Raw genomic sequence first — 22285 nt, forward strand, 5'->3', positions numbered from 1 at the left:
GCCTGGTTTTTTTATCTCTTTGAATTGGCTATGCAGAAAAAGTATGCATAATGTGTCTATAAAGAAAAATGTTTAAATGATGGAAAAAAATTGATGGATCGGTTGTGGTGGGATGATCAATAAAACTAATAATATTCGGTGGCTCATTTTTGCTGCGATCAGTTTTTTAATTTTCGTTATGCTGCAAGTGCCAGCAGCGTGGCTCATTACAAAGTTTTATAAAAATAACCAAATGCTACATAACGTCAGTGGCAATATTTGGCATGGGCAAGCAGATTGGACACGAGGAAATTTGAAAGGCTCGTTAAACTGGAACACACGCCCGTGGGACTTGATTTTATTACGCTTGGGTGCAAATGTTGAAATTCATAGTGGCAATACCAAACTGCAAGGTGTTATGGGGTATGGTTTTGGCAAAAGTATCAGCATCAAAAACTTAGAGGGTCAAATTGCCCCTGAAACTTTAAAAAGTTTTGCCGATTGGCAATGGCCAACGAATGCCATTCAATTAAAAGATGTGCAGTTTAAATATAAGCCACAACAGGGATTTAGTCAGTCATTAGGCGAGATGCAGTGGGCAGGTGGGGATTTATCCTTTAGCTTTGCACAGCGTCAAGAGTCAATGAATGTGCCTGCCATGTTAGCTCAATTAAAAGATGATAATGGCAAATTGTCGATTGATGTTCGAGATCAACGCGAACAAAAGATGATGAATTTATCACTTGAGCCAGACCTCATGTTGGATGTGCAATTAACCCAGCGCTTTTTGATGAATGTTGCTTCCTATGAAGGTAAGGCAGGATTAGATACGTATGTGATTAGTTCGCGTCAACCTCTATTGAGTGGGGTGAACTGATGGCTGACTATTTCGAAAAAATCCGCGAGATCAATTGGAAGCAAACAGATCGACTTGCACCTGTGGTCTTGGCTTTAATAATTTTGTACCTGTGCTGGAAGTTAGCCGCTTTATTTTGGTTATTGATTGCACCGCCACAAGCCATGCAGTTAGACCGAGTTGAATTGGGTTCACAGCAAACGCAAGTTCCTAATATTAGCTCTTTTGCCTTGTTTCAGGAAAACCGCAGTTCAGCAGCTGACGCGCAGTTAAATATGGTGTTACAAGGTGTGGTGGTTGGACAGCCAAGTCGCTACTCGTCGGCAGTGATTAAGGTCAATGAGAGTTCAGATCGCTACTTGGTTGGAGAAACCATTCAAGGTTCATCATATCAACTGGCTGAAGTTTATTGGGATAAGGTGATTTTAACGCAGGGTAATGGTGCACGGCGTGAATTAGCGTTCCAAGGTATTGAAAACGGATTAGATCAACCGATTGTCCCTACAGCCAATGCAACATCAGGCGGATCTTTGCAAAATAACAGCATGCAAAATGCAGCTAATCCTGCAAATTCAGGGCAAGGCACGACGCAGTCCGCGATTGGTCAGGCCGTACAACGCATGACAGAAAATCGTGAGCAATATCTGCAGGAAATGGGGGTGAATCCATCAGGTAATGGTGGGTTTGAGATTTCAAATCGAACACCTGCTGCCTTGAGAAATAAATTGGGTTTGCAACCGGGTGACCGCATTATGTCTTTAAATGGGCAGGCAGTCGGTGCAGGACAATCTGAGGCGCAATTATTAGAACAAGCCCGCCGTGAAGGGCAGGTGAAACTTGAAGTCAAACGTGGTGATCAAGTGATGACCATACAACAGGATTTTTAGTGATGTTTCATCACTTTATAGGGTTAGGAAACACAGGCGTATATGGCTTTATTTAATAATAACCGTTCAACTTTAGCTGCCTATGCCATGGTGCCCTTGGTTGCTATGGTCAGCACAGCAAGTTATGCACAAACATGGAAAATCAATTTACGTGATGCAGATCTTACGGCATTCATTAATGAAGTCGCAGATATCACGGGGAAAAATTTTGCAGTTGACCCACGGGTACGAGGAAATGTAACGGTTATTTCCAATAAGCCTTTAAATAAAAATGAAGTCTATGACCTGTTTCTCGGTGTATTGAATGTCAATGGCGTGGTGGCGATTCCATCGGGCAACACCATTAAACTGGTTCCAGACAGTAATGTAAAAAGCTCGGGCATTCCTTATGATGCGCGCCACCGTGCGTCTGGAGACCAAATTGTCACCCGAGTAATTTGGCTTGATAACACCAATGCCAACGACTTAATTCCAGCCCTACGTCCACTGATGCCGCAATTTGCACATTTGTCAGCAGTGGCGGGGACCAATGCGCTGATCGTCTCAGACCGTGCTAGTAATATTTACCAGCTCGAAACGATTATTCGTAATTTAGATGGAACGGGTCAAAATGATATCGAAGCCGTGACGCTGCAATCGAGTCAGGCCGAAGAAATGATTGGGCTGTTAGAGTCGATGAGTTCGACCGGCGCATCAAAAGACCCGAAAGGTTCACGAATTCGTATTATTGCGGACAATCGAACCAATCGTATTATCATTAAAGGTGATACAGCGACACGTAAGCGTATTCGTAAGATTATTGAGACCTTAGATGTGCCTGCTGCAGATCGATTGGGTGGATTGAAAGTTTTTCGTCTAAAGTATGCAAGTGCCAAAAACTTGTCAGAAATCTTACAAGGCTTGGTCACAGGGCAGGCCGTTTCGAGTACAAATTCATCGAATAGCTCAAATAGCAGCACGATGAACAGTTTAATGAATGATAGTAACAGTTCGAATTCACAGTCATTCAGTTCACAAAATAACACCAGTTCAGGTATTAACCTCAACAGTAATAACTCTTCCAATAATACGCAAAACGGTATCTCAAGCTTTAATGCCAATGGCGTGAGTATTATTGCTGATGCCACACAAAATGCACTGATTGTGAAAGCAGATCCGCAGCTCATGCGTGAAATTGAATCTGCGATTCAGCAGCTCGATATTCGTCGTCAGCAAGTGCTGATTGAAGCGGCGATTATTGAAGTCGAAGGCACGGATACCGATCAGCTCGGTGTGCAATGGGCGTTGGGTGATATCAGTAGTGGTATCGGCTTAATTAACTTTGATAACTTTGGTTCTAGTTTAAAGAATATTGCCGCAGGTTATTTAACTGGTGGCGCTGCGGGTGCAGGTAGCGCGGTGAGTGCGGGTACTTCTTTGGTCCTTGGTGACTATCGTGAAGGTAGTGATGGTTCACGCAAACTCTATGGTGCGATGGTTCAGGCCCTAAAAGAAAAAACCAAATCCAATTTATTATCTACACCGTCTATTGTGACGATGGATAACGAAGAAGCCTATATTGTGGTGGGTGAGAACGTTCCATTTGTGACAGGCTCGGTCACCACCAATGGTGGTACAGCCAATCCATATACATCGATTGAGCGTAAAGATGTCGGTGTTACTTTGAAAGTTGTGCCGCATATTGGCGACGGCGGTTCGGTGCGTTTAGAGGTCGAGCAAGAAGTTTCTGATGTAAAAGACAATAAAGGCCAAGCGTCGGATTTGGTTACGACTAAACGCGCGATCAAAACCTCGATCTTGGCAGAGCATGGTCAAACAATTGTGTTGGGTGGTTTGATCTCGGACAATACATTGCATGGACGTCAATCGGTTCCGGGGTTGGGGGCTATTCCTGTACTCGGCAAACTCTTTAGCTCGGAAGGAAAATCCAACAGTAAACGTAATTTGCTGATCTTTATTCATCCGACTATTGTTGGAAATTCTGCTGATGTGAAGAAAATGTCTCAGCAGCGCTACAGTCAGCTCTATAGTCTGCAACTGGCACTGGATAATGACGGTAATTTTGCGAAATTACCTGAAAATGTTGATGATGTGTATCAGCAGCGCATACCTGTTTCAAAGGGTATAGCACCAGCCCCTGTGTATAAGACGGTACCCACAGCACCACAAACGACACAGCCAGCGGCAGTGGTCTCCACGCCAGTCGCTATTGAGCCTGCAGTAAAGCGCCAAACCATTACTGTACCAAATGGCAAAGTAGCGGGCACGCCTTAGGTGAGACAGCAGGGTGGTTTAGCTTTAAAACCACAGCATGCTATGATGAAAAAAACGAGCAATAGAGAATTAACTTCATGACTTGGAAAATTCAAGCAATTTCTGGTGATTTAACAGGACAAGAAATTAGTATTGAGCGAGATATGTTGGTGGGGCGTCATCAACAAGCAGATATTGTTTTACAAGAATCTGATGTATCGCGTAAACATGCTGCCTTTGTACTGAAAGATCAGGCACTCTGGTTGCAAGATCTCAATTCATCTAATGGGACGTTTATTAATGATGTCCGTTTGACTGGTGAATCACTTTTAAAAGAAGGTGATATTGTACAGTTTGCCAGTGTGAAGTTTAGTTTATTGGCTCCAGCTAAAGCTGTTCAGATTCCAGCGGATATCGAACAAAGCGTTGAAGCATTGCAAACAGAAGAAATTACACCTGTTCAGCAGCCGTCTGAAGCTGTTGCAGTTTCTGAAAATGTGGCACAAGAGCCTGTAGTAAATGCGTCTGAGACTGTGACACAAGAGCCTATCGTTAAAACTGCAGCACAACAAATGAATGATCAAGGTATGCCAGAGTTGAAAGAGCGTGATGGTTCAGTTCAATTGACTCGTGATGGTATGCCGACCAATGTGGGTGTGCCTAAACCTGCGCCAATTCCTGAGGGAATTGACATTACTGCTGCTCCGAAAAATGAGGCATGTGATGTAGAAATTCCAGCGACATGTGTAGAGCAAGAACGTGAAGCACAAAAAAATGCCTCTGTGGGCTTAATCTCAGTCATTGTTTTAATCATTCTTGCAATTATTGCATGGGTGTTGTTTAAATAAACCGAGACATTCCTCGAAAGGCATGCATGGGCATGCCTTTTTTATGGGGAAAATTTACAAAAAAATAGAGGGACATTATGTTTGAAGTTCGTTTAGCAGAACGCCAAATGATTTTATTTGATCTGGATGGAACGCTAGTCGATTCAGCATCTGACTTACATCGTGCGATGAATATGAGTCTAAATACGTTGCAATTACCTTTGGTCACAGAAGAGCAAGTACGAAACTGGATTGGGAAAGGGACTTCATTATTTTGTCATAGCGTACTTGAATATTTGACCGGGAAAGTGGATGCCGCACAGCACCACCTTTTATTGGAAACTTTTCTAAAGATTTACAATGCAGATCCTTGTGTCTTGACGCAGCCCTTTGACGGCATTCTAGCGTTCTTGGATTGGGCAAAAGCAGAAGAGAAAATTCTGATTTGTGTGACCAATAAACCAGAGCAACCTGCACGCAGTATTGTGCAGGCACTAGGTATGCATGAATACTTTGATGATGTGATTGGCGGAGATCGTTTTGAAGAGCGTAAACCACATCCCAAGCAGCTAGAGTATTGTGCGGAGCATTATGCCTTGCCGAAACAGCAAATTTTGATGGTGGGTGATTCTGTCAATGATGTAGAGGCAGCACGTCGTGCGGGTATTGATTGTATTGTGGTTAGCTATGGCTATAATCATGGTGAAAATATTCGAGATTGTCAGCCGCAGCATGTGGTCGATAACTTAAAAGAATTATTGGGTTGAAATAAGTAGGGTTAAGGAAGTGAAAATGAGCAAGTGTGTAGGTTTTCGATGGCGTCACTCAATCAGCATGAGAAGAAATTAACTGAAATTGACCACGCGAAATATAGAGAAACCGAGATGACTACACAAACTCAATTTGAACAACTCAAAGCTGCTGGATATAACTTGATTCCAGTCTATCGTCAGCGCTTGGCAGATACAGAAACTCCGCTGTCTGTCTTTGCGCGATTAAAACAACATAAACAAGCCTATTTATTTGAATCTGTAGAGGGTGGCGAAAACTGGGCGCGTTACTCAATAATTGGTTTGGGTGAGTCAACCGTATTTTCGTGTAATGAAGGGCAGTTGACCGTTCAGCATGTTGATGGCTCGATTGAAAAACAACAATGCACTGACCCATTTCAATACATCCGTGACTTCCAAGCACAATATAAGGTGCCTACACAGCAAGATTTGCCTGCATTACCAAGCTTTACCGGCGGATTGGTTGGATACTTTGGTTATGACGCTGTGCGTTATATCGAACCGAAGCTCAATAATGTGCCAGAAGCTGACCCAGTCGGGATTCCAGATATTTGGATGATGCTGTCTAAAACCGTCATCGTCTTTGATAACCTCAAAGATACCTTATTCTTAATTGTGCATGCCGATGTAAATGATGCTGAGGCCTATACCCAAGCGCAGCAACAATTGGATGAGCTAGAAGAACTTTTGGCAACCCCAATTGCACTCAAAGCAAATAAGCATACTGCACCACAGTTTGAATCCATCACTGGGCACGACAACTTTATTGACTCTATTGCAAAAGTAAAAGAGTACATTAAAGCCGGTGATGTGATGCAGGTTGTGCCGGGCCATCGTATGGTATCCGATTTTGATGGTGAGCCTTTGCAGGTCTATCGTGCACTACGTCACCTCAATCCATCTCCATATTTGTTCTTGGTGCAAGGGCAAACACTTGAGAATGACATTCCCTTTCATATCGTCGGTTCATCACCTGAAATTTTGTCCCGCCTAGAAAATGGTGTAGCAACAGTTCGTCCTTTGGCGGGCACGCGACCACGGGGTAAAACCAAAGAAGAAGATTTAGCACTTGAAAAAGATTTGCTATCTGATGAAAAAGAAATTGCAGAGCATTTGATGTTGATCGATTTGGGTCGAAATGATGTTGGACGTGTTTCTAAAATCGGTAAAGTTCACGTGACTGATCAAATGGTGATCGAACGTTATTCGCATGTCATGCACATTGTGTCAAATGTACAAGGTGAAGTACGTGATGATGTCGATGCTTTGGATGTTTTTAAGGCAACATTCCCTGCGGGTACGCTTTCAGGCGCACCAAAAATCCGCGCTATGGAAATTATTGACGAAGTTGAACCAGTAAAACGTGGAATTTTTGGTGGTGCTGTTGGTTATTTAGGCTGGCATGGGGAAATGGACATGTCGATTGCGATTCGTACCTGTGTAATTCGAGAAAATAAGGTCTATGTTCAAGCTGGAGCAGGGGTAGTTTATGACTCAAATCCTGAATCAGAGTGGAATGAAACCCAAATAAAAGCTCGCGCAGTGATCAAAGCGGTTGAATTATCATCAAATGGATTGATTTTATGAGTTTTTCACGTTTTTTTTAGAAAAAACACTTGCAAGGATTTCAAGATTTGCTAAACTGCACACCGTTCCGATACGAAACGTACGAAACACTAAGAAACGCCGGCATAGCTCAGTTGGTAGAGCAACTGACTTGTAATCAGTAGGTCCACAGTTCGAATCCGTGTGCCGGCACCATCTTAGAAAGTTTGAGAGTGAGTAGAAAGAACGACACTGAAGTAAGTGTAAAATGGTGAGGTTCCCGAGCGGTCAAAGGGGGCGGACTGTAACTCCGCTACGAAAGTTTCGAAGGTTCGAATCCTTCCCTCACCACCAATTTTAAGACTTCAATAAGTGGTTTGTACCAACATCGTGCGGGAGTAGCTCAGTTGGTAGAGCGGTAGCCTTCCAAGCTACATGTCGCGAGTTCGACCCTCGTCTCCCGCTCCATATCTATTGAAGTGCTTATATTTGCTCTTATAGCTCAGTGGTAGAGCACTCCCTTGGTAAGGGAGAGGTCTCGAGTTCAAATCTCGATAAGAGCTCCAGATTTTACAGTTTAGCAACTTTAAATGTTGCACAAGATTCCAGAAGCAGGCTTTTTAGTCTGCTTTTCAAGTATTGGGTGTTTATTTTTTTAGGCGATATGTCGGAGCTGGGTTTTACTCAGAATTGTGTTCGACGTAAACGAGGAAGAAAAGCATGGCTAAGGCTAAGTTTGAACGTAATAAGCCACACGTTAACGTGGGCACAATCGGTCACGTTGACCATGGTAAAACGACTTTAACAGCTGCAATTGCAACTGTATGTGCAAAAAAATTCGGCGGTGAAGCGAAAGATTACGCTGCAATCGACTCTGCACCAGAAGAAAAAGCACGTGGTATTACAATTAATACTTCACACGTAGAATACGATTCTCCAATCCGTCACTACGCTCACGTAGACTGCCCAGGTCACGCCGATTATGTTAAAAACATGATTACTGGTGCTGCGCAAATGGATGGTGCGATCCTTGTATGTGCTGCGACTGATGGTCCAATGCCACAAACTCGTGAACACATCCTTCTTTCTCGTCAGGTAGGTGTACCTTACATCGTTGTATTCTTAAACAAATGCGACCTTGTGGATGATGAAGAACTTCTTGAATTAGTAGAAATGGAAGTTCGTGAACTTCTTTCTACTTATGACTTCCCAGGCGACGACACTCCAGTAATCCGTGGTTCTGCTCTTGCGGCGCTTAACGGTGAAGCTGGTCAATACGGCGAAGACGCTGTAGTTGCTCTTGTTGAAGCTCTTGACTCTTACATTCCAGAGCCAGAACGTGCTATCGACCTTGCATTCCTTATGCCAATCGAAGATGTATTCTCAATTTCAGGTCGTGGTACAGTAGTAACTGGCCGTGTTGAAACTGGTATCGTGAAAGTAGGCGAAGAAGTTGAAATCGTTGGTATTAAAGATACAGTTAAAACAACTGTAACTGGCGTAGAAATGTTCCGTAAACTTCTTGACGAAGGTCGTGCGGGCGAGAACTGTGGTGTTCTTCTACGTGGTACTAAACGTGAAGACGTTCAACGTGGTCAAGTACTTGCTAAACCAGGTACAATCAAACCGCATACTAAATTCGACGCAGAAGTATACGTACTTTCTAAAGACGAAGGTGGTCGTCATACTCCATTCCTTAACGGTTACCGTCCACAGTTCTACTTCCGTACAACTGACGTAACTGGTGCGATCGCGCTTAAAGAAGGCGTAGAAATGGTTATGCCTGGTGACAATGTAGAAATGTCAGTAGAATTAATCCACCCAATCGCAATGGACGCTGGCTTACGCTTCGCGATCCGTGAAGGTGGTCGTACAGTTGGTGCGGGTGTTGTTTCTAAAGTAACTGCATAATATAATACAGTTATCTTTGTACAGATCGAGAGTTTCGACTCTCGATTTGCTCTGCAGGTCAGTAGTTCAATTGGTAGAGCGTCGGTCTCCAAAACCGAATGTTGGGGGTTCGAGTCCCTCCTGGCCTGCCAAATTTTTTTAAAAAGAAGCTTGATGCTGGCTCAACTGGTCATATAATAAGTCGCGAATCCTACGACGAGTACAAAAATGTCGAATGATAAATCGCGTGACGCATTAAGCGACGCGCCAATTCCTCAAAGAAATAATCCTGCTGAAGTTGTTAATTCTGGTTCCCCTTTAGACTATGTTCTGTGGGTTATCGCGTTGATTTTACTCGGTAGTTCTATGATGGTGAATCAACATTTGCCAGCATACTGGGCACCAGCGAATGATGTCTGGGTCCGTGTTGGGGTAATTTTGGCTTGTATCATCGTGGCTTTAGGTTTATTATACGCCACCCATCAAGGCAAAGGCTTTGTTCGATTGTTGAAAGATGCTCGAATTGAGTTACGTCGAGTGACTTGGCCAACCAAGCAAGAGACCATGACCACATCTTGGCAGGTACTTGCGGTAGTCTTAGTGGCATCTATTTTATTATGGTGCTTTGACTATGCTTTGAGCTGGTTAATGAAGTTTATTATCGGGTAAGAGAGCTATGAAACGTTGGTACATTATTCATGCCTATTCAGGCTATGAAAAACAAGTGTTACGCTCACTTAATGATCGAATCCAGCGTAGCGCTGTAGCCGATAGCTTTGGTGAAGTCCTTGTCCCTACTGAAGAAGTAGTGGAAATGAAGGATGGTAAGAAACGTAAATCTGAGCGTAAATTCTTTCCAGGCTATGTATTAGTCGAGATGGAAATGAATGATGAAACTTGGCACATTGTTAAAGAATGTCCAAAAGTATTAGGTTTCATTGGTGGTACTGCAGAAAAACCTGCACCAATTACGCAAAAAGAAGCTGATGCGATTCTTGCACGTGTACGCAATACTGGCGAAGCACCTCGTCCTAAGACGATGTTTGAACCAGGTGAAGAATTACTCGTAATTGACGGTCCATTCACCGATTTTAAAGGCGTGGTGGAAGAAGTTCTATACGATAAGTCACGTTTAACGTTGACGATTAATGTATTTAATCGACCAACTCAGGTTGAGCTGGAATTTCGCCAAGTCGAAAAATCGGTTTAATTTAACTTGGTTGATAAACGCCCGATTTGTTATGAGTCGGGCATTGTTGTTGTAACGGTATCGTTACTTATATGTATGGGGAGCCTAGCGGCGTTAGTACCCAGAGGTAATTGAAATGGCTAAGAAGATTGACGGCTATATCAAGCTGCAAGTTCCAGCTGGTAAAGCAAATCCATCTCCACCGATTGGTCCTGCACTAGGTCAACGTGGTGTTAACATCATGGCATTCTGTAAAGAATTCAATGCTGCGACACAAAAAGTTGAAGCTGGTCTTCCAATTCCAGTAGTGATCACTGTGTACAACGACAAGTCGTTCACATTCATCATGAAAACTCCTCCTGCTGCGATTCTTCTTAAGAAAGCTGCGGGCATCCAAAAGGGTTCAGCTGTACCTAACAAAACTAAAGTTGGTAAGTTGACTCGCGCTCAATTAGAAGAAATTGCGACTACTAAAGAACCAGATCTTACTGGTGCTGATTTAGACGCACGTGTACGTACCATTGCTGGTTCTGCGCGTTCTATGGGCTTGGAAGTGGAGCTATAAGACATGGCTAAATTAACTAAACGTCAAAAAGCCATTGTTGCTGCTGTTGAAGCTAACAAAGTTTACACTTTGGAAGAAGCAGTTGCAGTTCTTAACGGCCTTCCAGCAGTAAAATTCAAAGAATCTTTGGATGTTGCTGTAAACCTAGGTGTTGATCCTCGTAAATCTGACCAAGTTGTTCGTGGCGCGACTACACTTCCTGCAGGTACTGGTAAAACTGTACGTGTAGCTGTGTTTGCTCAAGGCGCTGCTGCTGAAGCTGCTAAAGCTGAAGGCGCGGACGTTGTTGGTTTTGATGACCTTGCTGAAAGCATCCAAGCGGGTAACCTTGACTTTGATGTAGTAATTGCAGCTCCGGATGCAATGCGCGTTGTTGGTAAGTTAGGTACGATTCTTGGTCCACGTGGCTTAATGCCAAACCCTAAAGTGGGTACTGTAACTCCTGACGTAGCTTCTGCTGTTAAAAACGCGAAAGCTGGTCAAGCACGTTACCGTGTAGACAAAGCGGGTATTATCCACGCTGCGATCGGTCAAGTAGGTTTCACTGCTGAAGCTGTTCGTTCAAACGTTGAAGCTCTTGTAGCTGACCTTAAGAAAGCAAAACCTGCTACTTCTAAAGGTGTTTACATCCAAAAGATCACTTTAAGCTCAACTATGGGTCCTGGTCTTGTTGTTGATGTAGCAAACGTTTCTAAATAAGTTTCGACTTATTACAGAATTTTAAAGCCCTGAGTAAAAATCAAAGCGCTGCTTTGATTTTTACGCAAGAAAAGATATTTGCTTCACTCGAAGCATAGTTTCTCGTCTTGCGGGTCGGCAAAGCGGTACTTTGCTGATCGCCCCTCAGGCAAACTTTGAATTGATAAATTTAGATTTATCAGCGTCAAAGACCTCAGGCGAGGGGAGTTTTATGCTTTCTTCTTAATAGCCCAGCCTGAGTAGACGCGGTGGTGTGATTTGTTCCTCCTCCGCGTGTTGGTTCAGTGATGAGCTAACGAATTGGGAGTGCATCTGTATAGGTGCATAAATCACCGTTAGGAGGTTTTACAATGGCTCTTCTTATCGAAGGCAAAAAACAGATCGTAGCTGAAGTAACTGAAGTTGCTTCTACTGCGTATGCTGCTGTTGTTGCTGACTACCAAGGTTTAACTGTTGAGCAATTAACTGCTCTACGTGTTGAAGCTCGTAAACTAGGTGTTGCTACTCGTGTAGTTCGTAACACTTTGGCTAAACGTGCTCTTCAAGATACTCAATTCAATATCTTGAGCGACAACCTTGTTGGCCCAACAATCTTAGCTTTCTCAACTTCTGAAGACGACATGGGCGCAGCTGCTCGTTTGTTCGAAGAATTTGCTAAAACTAATAAAGCATTTGAACTTAAAGCTGCTGCATTTGACGGTAAAGTTTATCAAGGTGCTGAAGTTAGCGTTATCGCGAACCTTCCAAACCAAGAAAAAGCGCTTACTATGCTTGCAAACGTTCTTCAAGCTCCTATTTCGAAATTGGGTCGCCTTATTACTGCGCTCAAAGAGAAAAACGAGTCAGAAGCTGCTTAAGCTTAAATCAATTTACACACCATTCAATACCCATTTGGAGTTACTCTCATGGCTTTAACAAACGAAGAAATCTTAAACGCAGTTGCTGAAAAAACTGTTCTTGAACTTGTTGAACTTATTTCTGCTTTCGAAGAAAAATTCAACGTATCTGCTGCTGCTGTAGCAGTTGCTGCTGCTCCTGGCGCTGCTGGTGCTGCTGCTGAAGAACAATCAGAATTCAACGTTGAGTTGACTTCTTTCGGTGCTAACAAAGTTGCTGTAATTAAAGCAGTTCGTGAAGCTACTGGCCTTGGTCTTAAAGAAGCTAAAGATCTTGTTGAAAGCGCTCCTTCAGTTCTTAAAGAAGGCGTTTCTAAAGAAGAAGGCGAAGAACTTAAGAAAAAACTTGAAGAAGCTGGTGCTACAGTTACACTTAAGTAATCTTAAGGGGGGTCGATTTTTTTATAATCGGCTCCAAAAAATGGCTGATGGCCCTTGGGTCATCAGCCTTTTTGCGTTACAATAATCGGCTCGATTTTTGTTTGCATGATATAAAAATCATACAAATTAAAAATAATTTATAAAACCAAACGCTTACCAATATTTTTCAGTAAAAAAATATTGTTAAGCGTTTTAATACCACTAAAAATTGCAGCATTTGTGAAAGTGGTGGCCATATCGGCCTGCGTAATTCCTTCTAAGTTCGTTCTGCAGGCGGACTTAGTTTACTTTCCGAGGACTCCAGATGGCATACTCATATACCGAAAAGAAACGGATCCGTAAGAATTTTGGTAAATTGCCCAAGGTAATGGATGTTCCGTACTTGCTCGCGATTCAAGTCGACTCGTACCGAACTTTCCTTCAAGACGGCAAAACTCCAAAAAACCGCGAAGATATCGGTCTCCAAGCCGCATTTCGTTCAGTTTTTCCTATTGAAAGTTATTCTGGCAATGCTGCTTTAGAATTTGTTGAGTATAGTCTTGGTAAGCCTGAATTTGATGTGCGCGAATGTATTCTTCGTGGCTCAACTTATGCGGCGCCAATGCGTGTAAAAATTCGTCTGATCATTAAAGATCGCGAAACTAAAACAATCAAAGATGTGCGTGAGCAAGAAGTCTACATGGGTGAAATGCCACTTATGACAGACAATGGTACCTTTGTAATCAATGGTACTGAGCGTGTAATCGTATCTCAATTACACCGTTCACCAGGTGTATTCTTTGACCACGATAAAGGCAAAACTCACTCTAGCGGTAAAGTTCTTTATTCTGCTCGTATCATTCCTTACCGTGGTTCATGGCTAGACTTTGAATTCGATGCAAAAGATCTTGTATATGTTCGTATTGACCGTCGTCGTAAATTACTTGCGACTGTTGTGCTTCGTGCCTTGGGTTATAACAACGAACAAATCCTAGACATGTTCTACGAAAAAGTACCTGTATATCTTGATATGGGTAGCTATCAAATTGACTTGGTTCCAGAACGTCTACGTGGCGAAATGGCACAGTTTGATATCGTGGGTACAGACGGTAAAACAATTGTTGAACAAGGTAAACGTATTAACGCGCGCCATGTTCGTCAAATGGAAGCAGCAGGTCTTGAAAAACTTTCTGTTCCTGATGAATACCTATATGAACGTATTGTTGCTGAAGATGTAACGTTACGTGATGGCGAAGTTGTTGCGGCAAATACCGTGCTTAGCCATGAAATTATGGTGAAATTGGCTGAAGGCGGCGTTAAACAATTCAACGTACTTTATACCAATGATATCGACCGTGGTCCATTCATTGCGGATTCTTTACGTGCAGATACTACAACTGGTCGTGAAGAAGCACTTGTAGAAATCTACAAAGTGATGCGTCCAGGTGAGCCACCAACAAAAGAAGCTGCTGAAAACTTATTCAACAACTTGTTCTTCTCTTCTGAACGTTATGATTTATCACCAGTAGGTCGTATGAAGTTCAACCGTCGTTTGGGTCGTCCTTACGAAGTGGGTACGGATCAGAAGTCTCGTGAAGTTGAAGGCATTCTTTCGAACGAAGACATCACTGATGTATTGAAAACATTAGTTGAAATCCGTAACGGTAAAGGTGAAGTCGACGATATCGATCACTTGGGTAACCGTCGTGTTCGTTCTGTTGGTGAAATGACAGAAAACCAATTCCGTGTTGGTCTAGTTCGTGTTGAACGTGCTGTTAAAGAACGTTTATCTCAAGCTGAAACTGATAACTTGTCTCCGCAAGATTTAATCAATGCGAAACCAGTTGCTGCTGCAATCAAAGAATTCTTTGGTTCAAGCCAGTTGTCTCAGTTCATGGACCAAAACAACCCGTTGTCTGAAATTACACACAAACGTCGTGTATCAGCATTGGGCCCAGGTGGTTTGACTCGTGAACGTGCGGGCTTCGAAGTACGTGACGTACATCAAACTCACTACGGTCGTGTATGTCCAATCGAGACTCCTGAAGGTCCAAACATTGGTTTGATCAACTCACTTTCTGTTTATGCGAAATGTAATAACTTCGGTTTCTTGGAAACTCCATACCGTAAAGTTGTTGATGGTCGTGTAACGGATGACGTTGAATACCTTTCTGCGATTGAAGAAGTAGGTACTGTGATTGCACAGGCCGATTCTGGTATCGATAAAGACGGTAACTTAACTGAAGAATTCGTATCTGTACGTCACCAAGGTGAATTCGTACGTATTCCACCAGAAAAAGTAACGCATATGGATGTATCTGCTCAGCAGGTTGTATCTGTAGCGGCATCACTTATTCCGTTCCTTGAACACGATGATGCCAACCGTGCATTGATGGGTTCAAACATGCAGCGTCAGGCTGTTCCTACATTACGTGCTGACAAACCGCTTGTTGGTACAGGTATGGAAGCAAACGTAGCGCATGACTCGGGTGTGTGTGTACTTGCGAAACGTGGTGGTCGTATTGAATTCGTTGATGCTTCTCGTGTCGTTATTCGTGTAAACGAAGAAGAGATGGTGGCAGGCGAAGCAGGTGTAGATATCTACAACCTGATCAAATACACACGTTCGAACCAAAATACATGTATCAACCAAAACGTTGTTGTACGTTTAGGTGATAAAGTTGCACGTGGTGACGTTCTTGCTGATGGTCCATCAACAGATGGCGGTGAATTGGCATTGGGTCAAAACATGCGTGTAGCGTTCATGACTTGGAACGGTTACAACTACGAAGACTCGATCTTACTATCAGAGCGTGTACTTCAAGAAGATCGTTTAACGTCTATCCACATCCAAGAGCTTTCATGTGTTGCACGTGATACCAAATTGGGTGCTGAAGAAATTACAGCGGATATCCCGAACGTGGGTGAAGCTGCACTTTCTAAATTGGATGAATCAGGTATCGTTTATATCGGTGCTGAAGTAACTGCTGGTGACATTCTTGTAGGTAAAGTAACGCCTAAAGGTGAAACTCAGTTAACTCCGGAAGAAAAATTGCTTCGCGCAATCTTCGGTGAAAAAGCGGCTGACGTAAAAGACTCTTCATTACGTGTATCTTCATCTGTGAAAGGTACTGTAATTGACGTTCAAGTATTTACACGTGACGGTCTTGAAAAAGACGAACGTGCTCAAGCAATTGAGAAAGCACAACTTGATGCTTACCGTAAAGACTTGAAAGAAGAATACAAAATCTTCGAAGAAGCGGCTCGTGAACGTATTGTTCGTCTATTGAAAGGTCAAGAATCTAACGGTGGCGGTACAACTAAACGCGGTGACAAATTAACTGAAGAGTTATTGTCTGGTCTTGAGTTGGTTGATCTTATTGAAATCCAACCAGTCGACGAAGCGATTGCTGAACGTTTAACTCAAATTCAAGTGTTCTTGAAAGAGAAGAGCCTTGAAATTGACGAGAAATTTGCAGAGAAAAAACGCAAACTTTCTACAGGCGATGAACTGACAACTGGCGTATTGAAAGTTGTTAAAGTTTACTTGGCTGTAAAACGTCGCATCCAACCGGGTGATAAAATGGCGGGTCGTCACGGTAACAAAGGTGTTGTATCTAACATCTTACCTGTAGAAGACATGCCACACGATGCAAACGGTGTTCCAGTTGATGTTGTACTTAACCCACTGGGTGTACCATCACGTATGAACGTGGGTCAGATTCTTGAAACTCACTTAGGTATGGCAGCTAAAGGTCTTGGCGATCAAATCGACAAGATGATGAAAGAGCAACGTACTGTACTTGAGCTTCGTGATTTCTTAGACAAGATTTACAACAAAGTTGGTGGCGAACAAGAAGATCTTGATAGCTTGACTGATGAAGAAATCTTGGTGCTTTCAGGTAACTTGCGTAAAGGTGTTCCTTTAGCAACACCAGTATTTGATGGTGCTGAAGAATCACAAATTAAAGAATTGTTAGAACTTGGTGGCATTTCACGTACTGGTCAAACAGTATTGTATGATGGTCGTACAGGTGAACGTTTTGACCGTCCAGTAACTGTAGGTTACATGTACATGTTGAAACTGAACCACTTGGTTGACGACAAGATGCATGCGCGTTCTACTGGTTCTTACTCTCTAGTAACTCAACAGCCGCTTGGTGGTAAAGCACAATTCGGTGGTCAGCGTTTCGGTGAGATGGAAGTATGGGCACTCGAAGCTTACGGTGCAGCATACACACTTCAAGAAATGCTTACTGTGAAGTCGGATGACGTTGAAGGTCGTACCCGTATCTATAAGAACATTGTAGATGGTAACCATTACATGGACCCAGGTATGCCTGAATCGTTCAACGTATTGACCAAAGAGATCCGTTCTTTAGGTATCAACATTGAACTGAAAAATGGTGACTAATTAGCTCCATTGAATCTCCCTTGCGAAGCAGTGCTTCTCACCTCTTTAATCAAGAGGGGCAAGGGGGATTTCTCAGTTAAAAAACAATATTTGTGACCCAGTTGTGAAGTGAAAATCTCCACAACACACGGAGAAAAAAATTGAAAGACTTGCTCGATATCATGCGCAAAAAGACGGATTCAGACGGTCATGCTCCTGTAGAGTTTGATCGCATCCGTATTGGTCTTGCGTCACCAGAAATGATTAAGTCGTGGTCTCATGGTGAAGTTAAAAAGCCTGAAACCATTAACTACCGTACGTTCAAACCTGAACGTGATGGTTTATTCTGTGCCAAAATCTTTGGTCCAGTAAAAGATTACGAATGCTTGTGTGGTAAATACAAGCGTATGAAATACAAGGGCGTCATTTGTGAAAAATGTGGCGTTGAAGTAACAACTGCAAAAGTACGTCGTGAGCGTATGGGTCATATTGACCTTGCTTCTCCAGTTGCGCATATTTGGTTCTTAAAATCACTTCCTAGCCGTATTGGTCTGCTTTTAGACATGACTTTACGTGATATCGAACGTGTATTGTATTTCGAATCATACGTTGTAACTGACCCAGGTATGACTCCACTTGAGAAATACCAACTTCTAAACGATGAAGAATACTTCACTGCTTTAGAAGAACACGGTGATGAATTCACTGCGAAAATGGGTGCAGAAGCAGTTCAAGATTTGTTGAAAGACATCGATCTTGAAGCTGAAATTTCACGTCTTCGTGAAGAGATTCCAAATACAACTTCAGAAACGAAGCTTAAAAAAGCTTCTAAACGTCTGAAATTGATGGAAGCGTTCAAAGAGTCGAACAACAAACCAGAATGGATGGTGATGAATGTACTTCCAGTACTTCCACCTGATCTTCGTCCGTTGGTTCCTCTAGAAGGTGGTCGTTTTGCGACTTCTGACTTGAACGATCTTTACCGTCGTGTAATCAACCGTAACAACCGTTTAAAACGTCTTTTAGACCTTGCAGCACCAGACATTATCGTACGTAACGAAAAACGTATGTTACAAGAGTCTGTAGATGCATTGCTTGATAACGGTCGTCGTGGTCGCGCAATTACCGGTTCGAACAAACGTCCTCTTAAATCTTTGGCAGACATGATCAAAGGTAAACAAGGTCGTTTCCGTCAAAACTTATTGGGTAAACGTGTCGATTACTCTGGTCGTTCGGTAATTACTGTAGGTCCAACTTTACGTCTGCACCAATGTGGTCTTCCGAAAAAAATGGCGCTTGAATTATTCAAACCATTCATTTTCGCGAAACTACAAGCGTCTGGCCAAGCGACAACCATTAAAGCTGCGAAGAAAATGGTTGAGCGTGAAACTCCAGAAGTTTGGGACGTACTTGCTCACGTAATTCGTCAACATCCAGTGATGTTGAACCGTGCGCCTACACTTCACCGTTTGGGTCTTCAAGCATTTGAACCAACCCTGATTGAAGGTAAAGCAATCCGTCTTCATCCGTTAGTTTGTGCGGCATTTAACGCCGACTTCGACGGTGACCAAATGGCGGTACACGTACCATTAACACTTGAAGCTCAGTTAGAAGCTCGTGCGTTAATGATGTCAACAAACAACATTCTTTCTCCTGCGAACGGTGAGCCAATCATCGTACCTTCTCAGGACGTTGTCTTAGGCTTGTACTACATCACTCGTGATGCGATCAATGCCAAAGGTGAAGGCATGGTGTTTGCGGATACTGACGAAGTAAACCGTGCACTTGCAACAGGTCAAGTTGATTTACACGCTCGCGTAAAAGCACGTGTACACCAAACTGTCATTGACGAAAATGGTAACCGTGAACAACAAACCATTGTTGTAGACACAACTCCAGGTCGTTGTTTACTTTGGGAAGTTGTACCTGAAGGTATGGATTTCCAACAAATCAACGTTGAGATGACTAAAAAGAACATCTCTAAATTGATCAACTCTTGCTACCGTAAATTAGGTCTAAAAGATACTGTTATCTTCGCTGACCAATTGATGTACTTGGGCTTCCGTCAAGCGACTCACTCAGGTGTGTCTGTTGGTATGGAAGACATGTTGATTCCGCCACAAAAACAAGCAATTATCGAAAAAGCTGAAGTTGAAGTTCGCGAAATTGAACAACAATTCGAGCAAGGTTTCGTAACTGCCGGCGAACGTTATAACAAAGTTGTCGATATTTGGGCACGTACAAACGACCAAGTAGCGAAAGCGATGATGGACAACTTGTCTTTCACAACTGTTAAAAACAAACAGGGTGAAGACGAGAAACAAAAATCATTCAACTCGATCTATATGATGTCTGACTCAGGTGCCCGTGGTTCGGCAGCTCAGATTCGTCAGTTAGCGGGTATGCGTGGTTTGATGGCGAAACCAGATGGTTCGATCATTGAAACACCAATTAAAGCGAACTTCCGTGAAGGTTTGACCGTACTTCAGTACTTCATTTCAACACACGGTGCACGTAAAGGTTTGGCCGATACTGCATTGAAAACTGCGAACTCAGGTTACTTGACTCGTCGTTTGGTTGACGTTGCACAAGACTTGGTAATTACTGAGCCAGATTGTGGTACTTTCGACGGTCTTGTAATGACTCCGTTCATTCAAGGTGGCGATGTCATCGAGAACTTAGGTACTCGAGTATTGGGTCGTGTACTTGCTGAAGATGCGAAGAAACCAGGTTCGGATGATGTGATTCTTCCACGTAATACTTTAATCGACGAAAAACTTGCAAACTACTTAGAAGAGCAAGGTGTCGATGAAGTGAAAGTACGTTCAGTTGTAAACTGTGAATCTACTTTCGGTGTATGTGCGAAATGTTACGGTCGTGACCTTGCTCGCGGTCACTTGGTGAATCCAGGTGAATCTGTGGGTGTAATGGCTGCTCAATCAATTGGCGAGCCAGGTACACAGTTAACAATGCGTACGTTCCACGTAGGTGGTGCTGCGAGCCGAACTTCTGCTGCTAACAGCGTACAAGTTCGTAACAAAGGTACAGTACGTTTCCACAATGTGAAAACAGTACAACACGCTAAAGGTCACTTGGTATCAACTTCACGTTCAGGTGAAATCGGTATCGCAGATGACATCGGTCGTGAACGCGAACGTTACAAAATTCCATACGGTGCTTCAATCATCATTAAAGATGGCGAAGCTGTGGAAGCTGGCGGTATCGTAGCGACTTGGGATCCGCATACACATCCACTTGTTACCGAAGTTGCAGGTAAAGTGCGTTTCAGCCAAATCGCTGATGGCGTAACTGTGACATCGAAAACTGATGATGCAACAGGTATGACGACTATTGAGGTACTTCCAGTAACTTCACGTCCAGCATCTGGTAAAGATATGCGTCCAGCTGTTGTATTGGATACAACAGATGGCGGCGAACAGTTCTACTTCCTACCACAAAACACGATTCTGACTGTGCGCGATGGCGAAACAATTGGTGTCGGTGATGTTATTGGTCGTGTGCCACAAGAATCTTCACGTACTCGTGATATTACCGGTGGTCTTCCACGCGTAGCTGACTTGTTCGAAGCACGTAAACCGAAAGAACACGCGATCCTTGCTGAAATTTCAGGTATCGTAAGCTTCGGTAAAGAGACCAAAGGTAAGAACCGTCTTGTGATTACTCCGGATGATGGCTCTGAAATTTACGAAGAGCTAATTCCGAAATGGCGTACGATTAACGTGTTCGAAGGCGAACATGTAAACCGTGGTGAAACCATTTCTGATGGTCCGCAAAATCCACACGACATCTTACGTTTGAAAGGCGAAGTTGCACTGACAAATTACATCGTGAACGAAGTTCAGGACGTATACCGTCTGCAAGGTGTAAAAATCAACGACAAGCACATTGAAGTGATCGTACGTCAAATGCTTCGTAAAGTTGAAATCACTGACGGTGGTGATACAAGCTTCATCAAAGGCGAGCAAGTGGAATACATCCGCGTTGTTCAAGAAAACCAAGCTGTGGCAGCTCAGAACAAGTTCCCAGCGAAGTTTGAACGTCAATTGATGGGTATTACCAAAGCGTCGCTTTCTACTGACTCGTTCATTTCTGCTGCATCGTTCCAGGAAACAACTCGTGTGTTAACTGAAGCTGCTGTAACAGGTAAAGAAGATGAATTACGTGGTCTGAAAGAAAACGTGGTTGTAGGCCGTCTGATCCCAGCGGGTACAGGTTTGGCATACCACTTAGAACGTCGTCGTCAAGAGTCTGAAGCTGCAGAGCTTGAGCTTCACAATGACTTCTCTGATGTAGATCAAGCGTTAAGCCAAGCATTTAGCGATGAATTTAACGGTCTTTAATTAGCCCTTAAATCATTCCAAAAAAGCCACCTTCGGGTGGCTTTTTTTATGTGGATGAATTGAAAATTAAAGCTTTCCTAATATTGAAATATTTCCTATAGTAAAAATAGAACATAACAAATCTCTTGATTTTTAAACTTAAACATAACGGGGTCTTTTGATGAAATTCACACAGCAATTATTCGCAGTTTCTGCATTATTCAGCTCATTGACAGCGATTGCTGCACCTATGCCCAATTCGATTGTGGTAGAAGATAAAGCTGTAGTTCCAGTACTAAAAACAGAAGTGATTCGCCGTGTTGCAGGTCAAGAACCTGTACGCCAAGTAACTGCAACAGTGTTAGAAATGACCAATAAAGGTCAGGATATCGTGGCACGTGAAATTGAACTTTCAGACCATCAAAGTGATTTTTCTGAAAAGAAATTATCGATTCCAGTACTTCAACGTGGTGGCGTCATCGTCCCGACCTCTAAAATTGAAACCAAGACTACGGTGAAGCAGGACGGTCAGATTATTCGTCAAAACACCAATATTGATGCAGAAGGTGTAGAGTTTAAGAAAGGGCAAGACCCGATTAAACGCACGCTAAAACTAGATCAGGCAACAGATCCAGAAAGCAAAGCCAAACTCTCTCATGCTGTGCTGACTGAAAATGGTGAAACCACAAAAGATTTGATGATTTTGGATGAAAACCCTGAGTGATTCGTGAGCGATTAGGCATGGTTTTTACAAAATGCAGCATTTATGCTCCAAGCCGTAACAAGCTATATTTAATTGTTTCATACAATGGTTT

16 protein-coding genes and 5 tRNA genes are annotated in these 22285 nt (G+C 43.0%); all 21 read left to right on the forward strand.

The genetic code is table 11. The features are described from left to right. Positions 1-112 precede the first annotated feature (112 nt). The 21 genes from gspN to FTT98_RS02635 all read left to right on the forward strand — a co-directional run bounded on the left by gspN (position 113) and on the right by FTT98_RS02635 (position 22194). Complete coding sequence (gene gspN, locus FTT98_RS02535) at positions 113-856, forward strand: type II secretion system protein N (RefSeq protein WP_180012120.1); 744 nt, start codon at positions 113-115, stop codon at positions 854-856. Beyond that, positions 856-1722, forward strand: a complete 867-nt coding sequence (locus tag FTT98_RS02540; RefSeq protein ID WP_180012118.1) for a type II secretion system protein N — start codon at positions 856-858, stop codon at positions 1720-1722. Before gspN ends, FTT98_RS02540 begins: the two co-directional genes overlap by 1 nt. Before the next feature lie 42 nt (positions 1723-1764). Then, positions 1765-3996 (forward strand): type II secretion system secretin GspD, encoded by a 2232-nt coding sequence (gspD, locus tag FTT98_RS02545; RefSeq protein ID WP_180041297.1) that lies wholly within the window; start codon positions 1765-1767, stop codon positions 3994-3996. 77 nt (positions 3997-4073) lie between these two features. Then, positions 4074-4823, forward strand: a complete 750-nt coding sequence (locus tag FTT98_RS02550) for an FHA domain-containing protein (protein WP_180041295.1) — start codon at positions 4074-4076, stop codon at positions 4821-4823. A gap of 77 nt (positions 4824-4900) precedes the next feature. Further along, a complete protein-coding gene (gene gph / locus FTT98_RS02555; RefSeq protein ID WP_180041293.1) occupies positions 4901-5569 on the forward strand; it encodes a phosphoglycolate phosphatase in 669 nt (222 codons plus the stop codon). 117 nt (positions 5570-5686) lie between these two features. Further along, positions 5687-7180: an anthranilate synthase component I gene (gene trpE, locus FTT98_RS02560; protein ID WP_180041308.1), complete on the forward strand. Its 1494-nt coding sequence runs from the start codon at positions 5687-5689 to the stop codon at positions 7178-7180. A gap of 98 nt (positions 7181-7278) precedes the next feature. Further along, positions 7279-7354: transfer RNA gene (locus FTT98_RS02565), tRNA-Thr, on the forward strand. A gap of 54 nt (positions 7355-7408) precedes the next feature. Beyond that, positions 7409-7492: transfer RNA gene (locus FTT98_RS02570), tRNA-Tyr, on the forward strand. Positions 7493-7530: 38 nt separating this feature from the next. Then, positions 7531-7606 (forward strand) — tRNA-Gly (locus tag FTT98_RS02575). 23 nt (positions 7607-7629) lie between these two features. Then, positions 7630-7704 (forward strand) — tRNA-Thr (locus FTT98_RS02580). 154 nt (positions 7705-7858) lie between these two features. After that, the gene (gene tuf, locus FTT98_RS02585; RefSeq protein ID WP_078190047.1) at positions 7859-9049 is read left to right on the forward strand and encodes an elongation factor Tu; all 1191 of its coding nucleotides are present in this window, start codon (positions 7859-7861) and stop codon (positions 9047-9049) included. A 55-nt stretch (positions 9050-9104) separates the two neighbouring features. Continuing rightward, positions 9105-9180 (forward strand) — tRNA-Trp (locus tag FTT98_RS02590). A gap of 76 nt (positions 9181-9256) precedes the next feature. After that, positions 9257-9697: a preprotein translocase subunit SecE gene (gene secE / locus FTT98_RS02595; protein ID WP_078189832.1), complete on the forward strand. Its 441-nt coding sequence runs from the start codon at positions 9257-9259 to the stop codon at positions 9695-9697. Between the two features lie 7 nt (positions 9698-9704). Continuing rightward, the gene (gene nusG, locus FTT98_RS02600) at positions 9705-10238 is read left to right on the forward strand and encodes a transcription termination/antitermination protein NusG (RefSeq protein ID WP_078189831.1); all 534 of its coding nucleotides are present in this window, start codon (positions 9705-9707) and stop codon (positions 10236-10238) included. A gap of 115 nt (positions 10239-10353) precedes the next feature. Further along, complete coding sequence (gene rplK / locus FTT98_RS02605; protein WP_004868049.1) at positions 10354-10782, forward strand: 50S ribosomal protein L11; 429 nt, start codon at positions 10354-10356, stop codon at positions 10780-10782. Positions 10783-10785: 3 nt separating this feature from the next. After that, entirely contained in the window at positions 10786-11481 is a 696-nt protein-coding gene (rplA, locus tag FTT98_RS02610) for a 50S ribosomal protein L1 (RefSeq protein WP_078189830.1), read from the forward strand. Between the two features lie 350 nt (positions 11482-11831). After that, entirely contained in the window at positions 11832-12338 is a 507-nt protein-coding gene (rplJ, locus tag FTT98_RS02615; RefSeq protein ID WP_111885844.1) for a 50S ribosomal protein L10, read from the forward strand. A gap of 48 nt (positions 12339-12386) precedes the next feature. Beyond that, positions 12387-12758, forward strand: a complete 372-nt coding sequence (gene rplL / locus FTT98_RS02620) for a 50S ribosomal protein L7/L12 (RefSeq protein WP_078189828.1) — start codon at positions 12387-12389, stop codon at positions 12756-12758. A gap of 304 nt (positions 12759-13062) precedes the next feature. Continuing rightward, positions 13063-17151 carry a DNA-directed RNA polymerase subunit beta gene (gene rpoB / locus FTT98_RS02625; protein WP_180002850.1) on the forward strand — a complete coding sequence of 1363 codons (4089 nt, stop codon included), beginning with the start codon at positions 13063-13065 and terminating at the stop codon, positions 17149-17151. Positions 17152-17291: 140 nt separating this feature from the next. Next, positions 17292-21491: a DNA-directed RNA polymerase subunit beta' gene (gene rpoC / locus FTT98_RS02630; RefSeq protein WP_078192842.1), complete on the forward strand. Its 4200-nt coding sequence runs from the start codon at positions 17292-17294 to the stop codon at positions 21489-21491. Between the two features lie 160 nt (positions 21492-21651). Further along, the gene (locus FTT98_RS02635) at positions 21652-22194 is read left to right on the forward strand and encodes a hypothetical protein (protein WP_180026780.1); all 543 of its coding nucleotides are present in this window, start codon (positions 21652-21654) and stop codon (positions 22192-22194) included. The last annotated feature ends 91 nt before the right edge of the window (positions 22195-22285 follow it).

This window comes from Acinetobacter sp. YH12039 (genome assembly GCF_013420015.1).
In the GTDB taxonomy this organism is placed as follows: domain Bacteria; phylum Pseudomonadota; class Gammaproteobacteria; order Pseudomonadales; family Moraxellaceae; genus Acinetobacter; species Acinetobacter amyesii.